Annotated in this window: 11 protein-coding genes and 1 pseudogene; all 12 read left to right on the plus strand. The window is 63.0% G+C overall.

Features of this window, described 5'->3' with window-relative positions; translation table 11 throughout:
- Positions 1–96 precede the first annotated feature (96 nt).
- Positions 97–2,655: a HelD family protein gene (locus E1267_RS26885; protein WP_165959804.1), complete on the plus strand. Its 2,559-nt coding sequence runs from the start codon at positions 97–99 to the stop codon at positions 2,653–2,655.
- A gap of 706 nt (positions 2,656–3,361) precedes the next feature.
- Positions 3,362–3,888 (plus strand): annotated as a pseudogene (locus tag E1267_RS48215) (serine/threonine-protein kinase).
- A 174-nt stretch (positions 3,889–4,062) separates the two neighbouring features.
- Positions 4,063–4,404 (plus strand): NYN domain-containing protein, encoded by a 342-nt coding sequence (locus tag E1267_RS26895; protein ID WP_132336206.1) that lies wholly within the window; start codon positions 4,063–4,065, stop codon positions 4,402–4,404.
- 194 nt (positions 4,405–4,598) lie between these two features.
- Complete coding sequence (locus E1267_RS44615) at positions 4,599–4,811, plus strand: hypothetical protein (protein WP_165959805.1); 213 nt, start codon at positions 4,599–4,601, stop codon at positions 4,809–4,811.
- 419 nt (positions 4,812–5,230) lie between these two features.
- A complete protein-coding gene (locus E1267_RS26900) occupies positions 5,231–5,899 on the plus strand; it encodes a Crp/Fnr family transcriptional regulator (protein WP_132336208.1) in 669 nt (222 codons plus the stop codon).
- Positions 5,900–6,004: 105 nt separating this feature from the next.
- On the plus strand, positions 6,005–6,931 hold the full coding sequence (locus tag E1267_RS26905) for a hypothetical protein (RefSeq protein ID WP_132336210.1): 927 nt from the start codon (positions 6,005–6,007) through the stop codon (positions 6,929–6,931).
- Positions 6,915–8,948: a hypothetical protein gene (locus E1267_RS26910; protein WP_132336212.1), complete on the plus strand. Its 2,034-nt coding sequence runs from the start codon at positions 6,915–6,917 to the stop codon at positions 8,946–8,948. The genes E1267_RS26905 and E1267_RS26910 overlap by 17 nt, the downstream gene beginning before the upstream one ends.
- A complete protein-coding gene (locus tag E1267_RS26915; protein WP_132336214.1) occupies positions 8,945–10,069 on the plus strand; it encodes a hypothetical protein in 1,125 nt (374 codons plus the stop codon). Before E1267_RS26910 ends, E1267_RS26915 begins: the two co-directional genes overlap by 4 nt.
- Positions 10,062–11,390 carry a DUF4407 domain-containing protein gene (locus E1267_RS26920; protein WP_165959806.1) on the plus strand — a complete coding sequence of 443 codons (1,329 nt, stop codon included), beginning with the start codon at positions 10,062–10,064 and terminating at the stop codon, positions 11,388–11,390. Before E1267_RS26915 ends, E1267_RS26920 begins: the two co-directional genes overlap by 8 nt.
- A gap of 467 nt (positions 11,391–11,857) precedes the next feature.
- Positions 11,858–12,541 (plus strand): dual OB domain-containing protein, encoded by a 684-nt coding sequence (locus E1267_RS26925; protein ID WP_132336218.1) that lies wholly within the window; start codon positions 11,858–11,860, stop codon positions 12,539–12,541.
- A gap of 15 nt (positions 12,542–12,556) precedes the next feature.
- The gene (locus tag E1267_RS26930) at positions 12,557–13,162 is read left to right on the plus strand and encodes a DUF488 domain-containing protein (protein ID WP_132336220.1); all 606 of its coding nucleotides are present in this window, start codon (positions 12,557–12,559) and stop codon (positions 13,160–13,162) included.
- A 4-nt stretch (positions 13,163–13,166) separates the two neighbouring features.
- The gene (locus tag E1267_RS26935) at positions 13,167–13,604 is read left to right on the plus strand and encodes a DUF488 domain-containing protein (protein WP_132336222.1); all 438 of its coding nucleotides are present in this window, start codon (positions 13,167–13,169) and stop codon (positions 13,602–13,604) included.
- Positions 13,605–13,843: the final 239 nt, after the last annotated feature.

Here is a 13,843-nt window from a genome sequence, read left to right on the forward strand (position 1 = left end):
TAGTGACGCAGGCCACAAAACCTGATAGATCGATTCGATATGCCGTCGTTGGACCGCTCCCAACGCCCGGCATCGACCGCTTCCCCCGGAGGTCACATGAGCACGGTCGATCGGAATGCGGTGATCGCTGAGGAACAGCAAGCCGTGGATCACATCTACGACTGCATCGTCCAGGACCGAAAGGACATCGAAAGCTTCCGTTCGAGCAGCCTCGGGGATTGTCCGGACGCAGGATTGTCCTCTCATCCGGATCTTCCGAAGGAGTATGGACGACGTGAGGATCTCGGCCGCCATCCCCTCGTGATCGCCCGGATCGACCTCCTCGACGACCCCGATGACAGGCTCACCTGGTACATCGGTCGCGCCACCGTACGAGACCGCCAGGGCGAGCTGGCGTTGGTGAAGTGGACGTCCAAGGCGGCGACCGCCTGGCGCCTGGCCACTCCTGAAGATCCTGCGGATGTACAACGACAGCGTCAGCTCCGCTGCGACGGCCCTAAGGTTCTCGACTACAGCGACACCGAGATCCAGGTGATCAACGCCAAAGGGGAAACTGTTCCGGCTCCGGTCATCGACGACGAGCCCGACCTGTTCCTTCTCGCCGAGCTCGATCTTGCTCGCGACGGCGTCATGCGTGACATCGTCGAAACGATCCAGCGCCACCAGCTCCAGTTGGTCGCCGACGAACGAAAAGGTGTGCTCGTCATCCAGGGTGGTCCGGGCACCGGCAAGACCGCGGTCGGGCTGCACCGCGTCACCTGGTTGCTGGACAATGAGCACTTCACCCCCGACCAGGTGCTCGTCGTCGGCCCTCACAAGGCGTTTCTGCAGTACGTTCGGGACGTCCTGCCCCGGATGGGCAGCCGCGGTGTGGCGACCGTGGACATCACCGAGCTCTGGCCAGGTGACGTCCGGGGAACCGATCCGGTCGCCACCCGCCTGGTCAAGTCGGACGACCGGATGGCCAGGGTGCTGCACAACGCGGTCGAGAACCTTATTCGAGAAGACCTCGCCGCCGAAGAGGGCTTCAACTTCCGTGGTGCGCGGCTGGACATCGACAAAGTCGAGCTCGTCCGGCTGGCCTCGGCGGCTCGTGCGGCTAGGGGTTCTTACCAGGTGCGCCGCCGCCGCTTCATCGACACTGTCATCGACTGGCTGCTGACCCAGTACACCGAGGCGACTCGGGTCAAGCAGACCGACGCCCGGCTCCGTACCCAACTGGAGAAGGTCGCGGCCGTTTCCACGCTCATCAACCGCGTCTGGCCGTCGTCCAGCGCCGAGCAGATCTATCGGCAACTGCTCGCCGACAAGGACGGCCTCGCGGCCGCTGCCTTCGGCGTGCTCACCCTCGACGAGCAGGCCGCGCTTGTCCGTCCCCAGGCGAAACGAGTCGCGGACGAACCGTGGTCGGCCGAGGACCTCGTCTGCCTGGGAGAGCTCCGATGGCTCCTGACCGGGGATGACGAACGGCGCTATCACCACCTGGTCATCGACGAAGCCCAGGACCTGACCCCCATGCAGGCCAAGTCGCTGGCCCGCTGGTGCCCTTCCGGCTCGATGACGGTACTCGGCGACCTGGCGCAGAGCACGGGGATCCGCCAGTACGACGTCTGGGAGCGCCTGGCCGACATCTTGGCCGGCACCGAAGGCTGGCACATCGCCGAACTCGGCATCGGCTACCGAGTGCCGACCGACGTCATGAACTTCGCCGCGATGCTGGGAACAAAGATTTCGCCCTCCACGGCGATCCCGACCTCGGTGCGACCATCATCACCGGGCACTTTGGAGATGGTCCCGGTCTCCCGGCAGCGCATACTCACCGAGACTGCCACCAGGGCCCAGCGGCTGGCCATCAAGGACGGCGACCAGGCACGTTCCGTCGCGGTCCTGACTCCGGCACAGGACGAGTTCCATGACGAACTCGCCCAGCGGATCGCCGCTTCCCAGGAGTCGGCGTTGCCGGGAATGGGACAGAGAATCGCCGTCATGCCCGCGCACATGGCGAAGGGTCTGGAGTTCGACCACGTCGTGGTGGTAGAACCACATCTGTTCGCCGAACAGGGTTCGACGGGGCTTCGGCAGCTTTACGTCGCTCTGACCCGGTGCACGCAGTCCCTGACGGTGCTCCATTCGTCCTCTCTGCCTGCCGAACTAGGCGGGCCTGTCAAGGTGCCTGTGACCGAGATCAAGAAGACTGACGCCGTCCCTTCGTCGCGGGATGAGCGGTTCGCCGACGGGGATGAGTTTCGAGCCTTCCTCAAGGAGCAGGCGGCTGCCAGCCGGAAGCAACCAGCACACGCCCGTCTCAAGCACATGCTCGCAGCCGAGTTGTACGGCAACGAACGCGAGCCCCTGCTGGATACCGAATACGCCGACATCATCTGTGAGGACGAGCGCGGGCTCGGGTTCTACGTGATCTCAGCGCAGAACGTCGACACCTATGCCGAGCTCCGTGCCGTGGCGCCCAAGCTCCTGGAGGCCGAATGGGCTAGCGGCAAATACAAGGAGATCGACCGCCTCTTCCTCGTCCTGCCGAAGGAGCCGCAGGACCTGTGGGCGGTCGACATCATCAAGACGCTCTTCGAAGTCTCGGTCATCTGGAAGACCGAAACGGGCTGGGCCGGCCCGTCTGTGGAGGCTGCTCTGGGGCAGTGACGGGGAAACCGCCCGGCCATGATGACGGCTCCCCGCGAATGCGAATGCTGGCGCGGAATGCCTACACTCATGCGGTTCATGACTGTCGGGCCCGATGGGGCCGCCCTCCAGACGAGCTTGCGTCAGAGCCTGGCCTGGGCGCTGATACCGGTCTGCTGCTGCGGCGGGTTACCGATCCCGTCCATGATCGGATATGCCGCCTACCGGCTCCGCAACACAACACTGTGGATCTTCGCGGGCGGCGTATCTCGCGGTCGAGGGAGCGGTGTTCGCGGCCTCGTGGGCCCTTGAGAACATACCGAAGGAGGATGCTCGCTGGACCCTCACGTCGATGATTTGGATGGGCACCTATCTCGGCGGTACGGTGCACCTCTTCGTCCTGGCCAAGCGGGTCCTGCCGCAGAAGATCCCGCCTGCGGCGGCCGTTCCGAGAACCCGATCCGGACCGGTGCCGCCGAGACGGTCATCCGGGCCGGCACAGGCGTGGGTGGGGTCGTACGCACTCCTTTCCAAGATCGGCCAAGGAGGCCAAGGCGAGGTCTACCTGGCTCGCTCTCCAGACGGCGGGCAGGTCGCCGTCAAGCTGTTGCATGCACGAGTGTCCTTCACTGAGCGGGACGACTTCCTCGCCGAGGCTAGCGCGGCCCGCCGGGTGCCGGGGTTCGCAACCGCGCGGTGATCGACGTGGGCGTCCACGAGGCCGTACATCGTCAGCGAGTGCGTTCAGGGGCCCTCACTCGACCAGCTCATTCGTCGCGAGGGCCCGCGTTCTCCTGACAGCCTGGTTCGGCTCGCCATCGCCACGGCCGCTGCCCTCAACGGGATCCACCAGGCGGGCATCGTCCATCGGGACTTCAAGCCGGCCAACGTCCTGCTCGCTCCCGACGGCCCGCGTGTGATCGACTTCGGGATAGCGTGCGCCGTCGGACGACTCACCACGTCGGGCGGCGCCAAGGGCACACGGCCTTCATGTCGCCCGAACAGGTCGAAGGCCGTCAGACAAGTCCGGCCTCGGACATCTTCAGCTGGGGCTCGACGATGTACTTCGCGGCGACCGGTCGCCCAGCCTTCGACGGTCCGTCCGTCTGGGCCGTCGAGAACCAGATCATCAACTCCCACCCAGACCTTCGCATGGTTCCACCGCCTCTTCGCGAGCTCGTCCAGCAGGCCATGCTCAAGCCCTCGCATGAACGCCCGACGGCATCACAATTATTCCTACTGCTGTCACGATAGAAATGCTTGCATACGCAGTTCACAGCCTCTACTCTTCTTGTACGTGAGGTGCAAGGGAGCTGTGATGCGTACTCTGCGAGCAGGACGAGCCATCCACTTACTGGACATCGAGAACCTGACTGCATCGCCGTCGCCCACCGCGACGGAGATCGCCGACACCATGTCGGATTACCTGTGCCGGGTGCGGTTGGCGCCCTGGACCAGTTCGTCGTCGGGGTCAACCCCCGATCACTGGCCGAGGTGGGCCGCGTGATCCACGGCGCTCAGATCCTCACCCGCTCCGGCCCGGACGGCGCCGATAGCGTGCTCGCCGAGATGGCCGTCGACGATCGGATCGACCTCCGGTTCGAGCGGGTGATCATCGGTTCCGGCGACGGCTACTTCGCCGACCTGGCCGCCTGGCTGACCGCGCACGACGTGCGGGTAACGGTGGTGTCCCGCACCGGCCTGCTCAGCTGGCGCCTCTACGTCGCGGTCCGCGACATCACTTACCTTGACGCGGCGCTTGCCGCCTGATTCCAGGGAATCCCCATGACCTACCAGCCCTCCCTGGCCACCTCCTGCACATCGTGGGTTCTCCGGCCCGGCGGTCGCGCTGATCGCCCTTCTCGCGTTGGGCGCGGGTTGTGTCGGTGGCGTGGCCGTAGGAAGTGTCGGCAACACGCCAACCACGACCGCGTCCCCCCACCGAGACCGCCCCCGCGGAGGCGTTGCAGGACACTTCTCTTCCTCCCGCCAAGGAAGAGACGAGCCGTCTGGTGAAGCTGCCCGAGTTCAGCGACATCAAGCTCGGCTCGCAAGACCGCTACGAGACGATGGTTCTCCTGCCGGAGAACTGGACAGTGACCAAGCAGTCCCATAAGGCCGACAGCAAGGTCAAGGTCGGCACCACCATCGTGCTCACCTGCACGAAGGCGTCCTGACAACCTCGCTCACCCTGCGCAGGTCTAGCACGGGCACGGCGCGATCAGCCCGCCCCGCGCGTCGTCGGGTGGCGGACATCAAGGCAGCCAGCATGCCCTGTCTGAAGCGGCTACCGGAATAGTACATATACCTCCAAAACTGCAATCAACTAACTTACGATCACATAAGTCGCAGATCGGCGCCAGTGATGCGCTTGGGGCACGCTAATTACAGGAACATAGTTCCACCGTCTCAAGAGATTTCTTCCATCCTTCAGGATAAGCCGGACAAGAAGTCACATATAGTCACAGCGCCGACCAATTCCACGTGGCATCCACATATTTCAGGGTGTAGCTTCTAACAGCTTCATATCGATGACTCAAGGCGTTAATCCGTGACAAATGATCAAATCCACGATAGGTGGCCCACCGGTACCCTCATGGACAGACTCAGCCCGGAGGAGCGGAACGAACTTCTGGCTCTCGCTCCGTCGTCCCCGCGGCAGGCCGGCGAACCTCTCATCTACCAAGGAGACCGAGAGAGGTCCGAGGTCTATCTCCTGAGGTCCATCCCAGGGCAGCGACTCACAGCGTGCGTGAAGGTGACGGCCTACCTGGAAACAGGCGGGGCCGCCATGCTGGGAGTCCGCGTCAGCGGCGATGTGGTCGGTGAACTGGCAGCTCTACGAAGAGAGCCACGATCAGCCATGGTGACCACATGCAGTCCGATGTTGGTGCACGTCATCCGCGCACAGGCGTTCACTGACTTCCTCGATCGCCACCCGGCGGCATGGAATGCACTGGCCAGGATGATCGCCGACCGGCTCGACTGGGCCAATCGCAGAAGAACGGACTTCGCTCAGTTCAGTGTGCCGGTACGGGTCGCGAACGTGCTCCTGGAACTTTCCAACCGACATGGAGTCGACAGGCTCGACGGAAAACGGGACCTGGGAGTCGAGCTCACACATGAGGAGATCGCCAATCTCATCGGGGCGAGAAAAGACGCCGTCTTCAAGGCCATCCGACGTTTCAAGGACCTTGAACTGATCGACTCCGGTCATCGCCGGAAGATCGCCATCGACCCGATCGGTCTTGCCGATTTCCGGTAAAGCGTACTGGTACGTCCTGAGGCGATGTGATCTTCGCCAGACTCGATCCCCGTCGATCTCCCCGACCACTTCAGTCGATCTTTCCCGCAACTACAAGGTGACGTGATGCTTGATTCTGATTTCAACCGCCGCTTGATCGTGGCGGTCGATGCGGAGGGTTACGGCCGCGGCGACGACCTACGGCACGACTCGATCCAGTCGGGTCTGGCCCAGGTCATGAACCGTGCCGCACGAGAGGCCGGACTGCGCCGCGACACCTGGACCCGCCAAGAGGCCGGCGACGGTGAGGTCATCGTCCTCCCTGAAGGAGAGTCCGAGCTCCGTGTCATCGACGACCTGGTTCACCGCATGCGGAAGGCGCTGCACGACCACAACCGCGACCGCCGAGACGACGCCCGCCTGCGGATACGCATCTCCATCGGTCACGGCCCCGTGAAACGCGGCGCGATGGGCTTCGTCGGTCAGGTCGTGGTGACCACCTGCCGGCTGCTCAACGCGGACGCCGCTCGTATCGCCCTGAAGGCGAACCCGCGCGCCGACCTGGTGCTGATCCTCACCGACCGGCTCTACGAGGACGTCGTCCGGCAGCTCCACACCTCTTACCGACCGGAGTCCTTCACCCGGCTGGAGGTGCCGACCAAGGAACGCACCGAGATCGCCTGGATGTGGATCCCCTCCGAAGACCTGGACCAGAAGGGAACTCTCAACATGGACAACCTGCCCGAGGTCGCTGACACTCTGTGGGCGCTGATCGCCGGTGGTGCTCTTGAACGTCTGGGTGCCTACGGCACCGAGACAGGCCTCAGCGGCGCCAGGAAGCTGCTCGCGAAGACCAAGGAGTTCCGGTCCGAGCAGGGCCGACCGGCCGACCCGGAGTCACGCGACGACCTGCTGGATTCCCTGGAGCAGCTGGTTCGTGTCGACGCCGCGGCGAAGCAGTTCGCGCAGCAGTTCAACGCCGAGCAGATGACGGTCAATCTGATCACCGCCCCCATTTCCGGTGAGGAGATCAACTTTGGCATCCGAAACTGACTCGCCGCCCGAGGGAGTGGGGATCGGCGAAGAAGCCACGCCGGTCGATCTGACTGAGCAGGGCGAGGCGACGAACGAAATCTTCGCGCAGGTCTCCCAGGTCCAGACCGTCATCAATCACATCCACGGCAACATCGGAGGAGCCTCTTTCGGCATCTCGGGTTCCCGCCCCAAGTCCCGGCGCACGTCCGGTCCCGTATCCCAGCACGAGTTGACGGAGGCTCGTACCTGCTACGTGCGCCACGCCAGCTACCAGGCCGCAGCCGAACGGCTGCAGAGCAGCAACATGGTGGCCCTGATCGGCAACGCCGGCACAGGCCGCCGGACGGCAGCGCTCAATCTGTTGCACGATGTCGTCGGCGCGCGTCGCGACATGGTGGTGGAACTCAGCCCGGCCTACACGCTGGAGAAACTGGCCGCCCGCGAAATTCGGCCGGCTCACGGCTATCTGCTGTGCGACTGGCCAAGAGACGACCTCGACGGGAGCATCGCCGACTTTCACGTCCGCGAGATCAGGCGCCGCATTCGTGATGCCGGAGCGTATCTGGTGATCACAGGGACGACTACGTCGCTACCCGAAGCAGACCAAGTCCCCTGGCTACCGCCACCGGCATGCGACGTCTTGAGAGCTCACCAGGTGGCTCCGGAGGTCGCCGACGAGGCGGCCGCCCAGATCACCACCGACCATGCCATGAGCGACGTGGTGGCACTGGCGCGCCAACTGGCCTCAGGGGTTCCGTTGGACAAAGCGCTCAGCAGGCTGGAGTCCGCCGGGCGCCGCGACGTGGTCACCTGGTTCGATGGCCCGCGTACCCGAGGCGAGCTCTTCGAGATGGCCGCCATGGCATTCATCGCCGGTCTGCCGGAAAGCGGCTTCGAAGTGCTGCTTGCCCGGTTGGAGTCCATCGCCGGTATCGGCCTGGAGAAAACGGACGCCATCTCGGCGGACGATCCAATGCCGAGCCGCCGCTTGATTCGAGTGGCGGAGGGCTCGCTGCTCACGCTGTCACCGGAACGCAGGCTCGTGTTCAAGGTCGAAGGGCATCGCACCCACGTGATGCGGGAGCTGCACCAACGGCATGGCATGCGGTTGTGGGATCCGGTCACCGAATGGCTACATGAGTGCGCCAATCTACGTGACCCGAGTGTCCAGGCGGAGATCGCCAGAGGCGTGGCGGTCCTGGCCTCCGTCGCCGGCTACTCATACGTCGAAAGCATCTTCCTCACCCCATGGGCCCGAGGAGGGGGTGTCATGCGCAGGCAGGCCACCGCCGCGATGGCCATCTCCTGGTTGTGCCTGGATGAGACGACCCGTCCGGAGGTTCTGCGTACGGTCACTTCCTGGACGAGGGCATCCGCCGCCAGACCCAAATTCACCGCCACCCTTGCCTGGTCAGGTGAGCTGGGCATCCGGTTCCCGCTGGAGGCGGCCCGGATGCTGTGGCTACAGATAAAAGACAGTAAGAAGCCTGTCAGACATGCTGAGATCGCCCTGGCCCATCTGTTCACAGCACTGACGGAAGCCACCGGCAACGCCCTCCCCATGCTCGACTGGTTCGCGCGCCAGATCAGCAATGACAAGCGGATTGGCCGTGCGATCGACCCCTCGATTCGGGCGATCCTCAGTGTCCTGTCGGCTCGCCCAGACGGAGCTGGGGTCCCTACAGTCACCGCTCACCTGCGCAGTCGCTCTGAATCAGCTGCCCCCCTCGCCAAATTGTGGGCGGCAGTCTTGGTCAAGCGCCCTCACCGCAGGGATGCACTGGCTGCCCTGTACGACGCCGTCTGCGCTTTCGACGAGCGCGACGACGATGACCGCAACCGTGTCCGTATCCTCTTCGCCGCACTCGTCGAGGCACTCCCAGCGAAGGAACGCCCACTGCTTGCACATGACCTGCGGCGTTACGCCATCTCCCGCAACACCGACGAAAACCGGATGAAGCTACTTCTGTCGCTACTCCGGATCTTCCTGAGTCCGGCTGTACTTTCCCTCGACACCATTGGAAACCGTCCATGAGCTACCCAGTGATCAGCCAAGTCCCCCTTGATCCTGTCGCCAAGCAAGGGTTCCTGAGCAAACCCCGCCGCTCGATCTCCAGCCTCCCCCGTCAGCTTCCGCACCAGCGACTCGTCTTCGAGTACGATGGCACGTTCGTGCTGGGCGACCGGCGGCTGCGTGGTGACGAACCGCACGTGCTGCACGGCGACAGTGTCAGCGTCGTGGATGTGTCCACAGACCACCCGGCCACGATCCACGTACCGATCAACTCTTCGGGCGCCCACGACTTCATGGTCGTCGTGCGGTTCCGCTGCACGGTCGACGAGCCGATCGAGGTGGTGCGTGCCGGCCTCACCGATGTCGGCGAGCACCTGGTCACCTATATCCGCGCCTACCACAAGCTCTTCGAACTCGGCCGTGGCTACGGGTTGCACCAGGTCCCCGAGTTGTGGACTCTCGTGCATGCCCAGGTGAAGGCTTACACGACCCTTGTACCGTGTGTGCTGTCCGGTATGACGGCCGAGTTCTCTGGCCTCGACGTTTACGCTCCCGACGAGATCGTCCGAGGACGGCGGCATTACGAGACGAACCTGCACAACATCCAGGGCGAACACGGTCTCCGCGACGCCAAACGCAGGCTCGACCGTGACTTCGAATTGAATGAGCAGGATTACCTGCACACCAAGGACCGTAGTGCCAACGACTTCACGCGGCAGGAGGCGGCCCTCGACCGCGATCAACAGATCAGCGAAGCCACAAAGATCAAGGACTTCCTGAACAGCGGTCCCGGTGCCGCCGACGGCCTGTACGCCGCCGTCCGCGGCCTCAGCGACCAGCAGATCGCCGACCGGTACGCCATCCTGGGAGACCGAGAGCACAACGCGATCCAACACAGGATGCAGCGTGAGCACGATTTGCAAGTCGTTCAGGCCCGCGGTCGGGCCGAAGTTGTCCGGGCAGCGGTTGCCCAGGGCCTGTTCAACGAGAACACCGGCAAGGAACTGCTGGCCGCGCTCGACGAGATGGAACCGGATGCGGAGGCCAAGGAGCTCGAAAGTCCCGCATATGAGCCACGTGCCGAGGTGACGGCGGGCGACACCGATGACGACTTCTTCATGGAGGAGGACGTCCGTGGTTGACATCCTCCACGGGCCTAAGTCCGCCGAGCAGCATGGACGGCGCCCGAGGCGTCGGGAACGACTCACGCTCGGGATGATCCTGCGCCGGTTCACCGGAGTCGACGAGAAGATTCTCGCCAGTGTCCCGCAGGAGCGCTCCCGCTACACCAGCCTCGGCGGAGTCGTGGTCAGCACCGCGCTCATCGCCGGGGCCTCCGTACTGGGCGCATTGACACTGCTCTCTCAGGTCTCCCCGCTGTATCTGGTGCCGGTCGCGGTGATGTGGGGCCTGATCATCGCCAACGTCGACCGATTTCTGATCACCAGCCTCCACGGTGACAACGACGGCTGGTCCCGCTGGGGCAACGTGCTGATCCGACTCGCCCTCGCCGTGGCCATCGGGATCTTCATCGCCGAGCCGCTGACCCTGAAGATCTTCCAGGAACGACTCGACCGGGAGATCATGGTAAAGCGCGACCAGGCGATCGGCCAGACGGAGAGCCGCTACAAGCAGTGCAACCCGTTGAACGAGCCGGCGCCTTCAGATGTCGACTGCACCGGCTATCTCCTCGACGGCGGGGACAAGGCGCAGGCCGTCGAAGGCAACAAGACGGAGAAGGACAAACTTCTCAAGGCCGCGGAAGCTCGGCTGGCGGCGGACGTAGCAGAGCATGCGAGGCTGGTAAAACACCTCAACCAGGAATGTTTTGGCGAACCCACGGACCACACCACAGGCGTGCGCGGCGATGGACCCGAGTGCAAGAGACGGAAGGGCGACCTCAAGACGTTCCTCGACAACCATGACATCGCCGAACAGCAGGCGAAGGTTGCTGCAATGAAGGATGAGATCGGCTCTCTAGTGGCTGATCTCGCCAGCGCCGAAAAGGACCGCTCAAGAACTCTCAGCAAGAAGATCGCCGAGCATGTCGAGGACACGAAGCGGGCCTACGCCAACATCGGCCTGCTTGACCGATGGGAGGCCTTGGGAACGGTCGCGAGCCAGAGCGGCATGGTCAACTTCGCCCACTGGTTGTTGCGCATCATCTTCGTCCTGCTCGACTGCATGCCGATCATCTCGAAGCTGCTGAACGGCAAGACCGAGTACGACCGCCTCCTCACCCAGGAGCTCCGCGCGGGCTCAGCCTGTCACGAAGCCAAACTGAACTACACCACCCGGCAGACGACCGGCACATACGAGAACGACCTGCGCGAAGAGGAGCGCCGGCTGAAAGCCGAACGCGGTCGTATCGACCGAGATCAGCGTGTCGATGAGGCCTCCAGAGATGACGAGATCGACCGCCTCGCCCGTACCTTCATGGCCTCGATGCCCGCGCAACGATAAGAACCGGGGCCTCTCTCCTCGCCCGCGAGCTGCGCCAGGAGGCAGCAGCAAACTCGGCGCCGAATTCCGAACGTCACCCAGATCGACGTTTACATCGCTCACCTTGAACACTATGAGCAGGAGGAACCGCCTCCTGAGGAGGAACTGAGACACAGGTGCCGCGCCGGGGATGGACGCACTCCCGTGGCGAAGTGGATCAGCGAGCAGGCGCAGACACCAGCCGACCAGATCTCCGCTGCGGCCGCGCGTTTACGGCGGACAAAGCCGGTCCGCGCGGTGCGGGCTCCTGTGTTGGACCCCTCCCTCAGCCCAAGGCGTCAGGTCGCCTGTGTGATGCGGGGACCCCCTGAGCACGTCGCCGGTCCGCCTCCAGCTCTGCTGTGTGCCAAAAGAGGTCACTGTTCTGTGTCGGAGCTCTGCATTACCGTTGCCCGTGGGTTTCAATGCATCATCGTTGGAGGGTGCACGTGACAGTTTTCAAGACACTTGTGTGTCTGGCGAACTCCCGTAAGCTCACGGGGCGATGTGTCGCGGGGATCGTGGAAGGTGGCGACGAAGGATGGATACGCCCCGTCAGCGCTCGCCCCAATCACGAGGTATCCGAGCACGAGCGGAAATATGAAGATGGGTCAGATCCACGTGTCCTTGATATCGTGTCCGTGCCGCTTCTCCAGCACCAGCCATCTACCTTCCAGAGCGAGAACTGGCTCCTCGATCCCACCTACTACTGGAGGAAGATCGACCGAGCCAGCTGGGACAAACTACTCACGTTGGAGCAGCACCCCGGTAGTTTATGGATCAACGGGGAGCATACCTACCACGGCCTCAATGACCGCGTGCCAACAGAGCAGGCCTTCAACCTAGTGGACTCACTCAAGCTTATCCGAGTCGGCCGCGTGACGTTACAGGTGCACTCCCCTGGTATTGCTTTTGGCGATTCGAAGCGAGTCGTGAGAGCACAGTTCAGACATGCAAATTTCGAATACAAACTACGAGTAACCGATCCGGAATATGAGCTCGCATATCTCGCCAAGCCAGACGCTACCTACACGTTGGGCGAATCCTTCATCACAGTGAGTCTCGGCGAACCGCACTCCGATGGCTATGCCTACAAGCTGATTGCGGCAATTGTCGAGCGAGCGAAGATATAAGCAGATAGCGCAAAAATGACATCCAACATCTTGCTCACAATCGGCCACTCCACACATACCTCCTCGGCCTTCCTGAACATACTTCGACAGCACGAAATAACGGCGGTCGCCGACGTGCGCTCGATACCCGTTAGTCGGTTCACCCCTCAGTTCAACCGAGACAACGTGAAACGCGGCCTGTACGGTGCCGGCATAAAGTATGTTTTCCTCGGCAAGGAGCTCGGAGCACGTACAACCGACGCAACTTGCTACGTCGACGGGCGTGTACAGTACGGGCGCCTCGCCCGGACTCCTGAGTTTGCCAGCGGCATCAAACGTCTACTGCAAGGCGCACGGACTGAGCGCATCGCCATCATGTGTACCGAGCAAGAGCCACTAGAATGCCATCGCACAATCCTCATCGCGCAAGTACTCGCGGAGCACGGCGTCACTATCGACCACATCCATGGAGATGGACGTACCGAGTGCCACGCCTCAGCGATGCAGCGCCTCATGGCCAAGTTCGGCCTAGACCAGGACGACATGCTCTACACGCCAGGTGAACGTCTTGAGCAGGCTGTGAGCCGCCAGGAACGCCAGATCGCGTATTTCAATGAAGACTTCGCAACAACGGGACACTAAGACGATGAAAATATTCACGATCGGTTTCACGAGGAAAACCGCTGAGCGCTTCTTCGGACTGTTGCGCGAGGCTGAAGTAGCAAAACTCATCGATGTACGCCTGAATAACGTTTCCCAACTGGCGGGTTTCGCTAAGCGTGATGACTTGAAATACTTCCTCGGCGAGATTTGCAGCGTTGGTTACACCCACCGGCTTGACCTGGCACCAACACAATCCATGCTCGACGATTACAAGAAGCGCGGTATCAGTTGGACAGTGTACGAAGACCGGTTTTTGGAGCTGATGAAGCATCGCCACATTGAGGAATCCATCCCACGGGAGATGCTCAATGACGCGGTTTTGCTCTGCAGTGAGGACAAGGCGCACCACTGTCACCGCCGGCTAGTCGCGGAGTACCTCGCGCAGTGGTGGGATGATGTCGCCATTGAGCATCTGGGCTGAAATACTCCTGTAGGTTAGCGTCCACGGGAGTGGTGTACGGGTTTGAACCTGTACGTCACCTTGATGCCCGTGAGGGAAGATCGATGTGACATGAGGGCGGCCACTCCGCGCGGAACCAGGGTGCCGGTGCAGCCCGCCTGGCGGGCGGTGCCGATGGACTCGCGCACCGCCGAAGCGGCACCGCGGGCCGAGGCGGCCGTGCCGCCACGCAACCGGCTGGCGGCCACCACCGGTGCCGA

This window comes from Nonomuraea longispora (assembly GCF_004348345.1).
In the GTDB taxonomy this organism is placed as follows: Bacteria; Actinomycetota; Actinomycetes; order Streptosporangiales; family Streptosporangiaceae; genus Nonomuraea; species Nonomuraea longispora.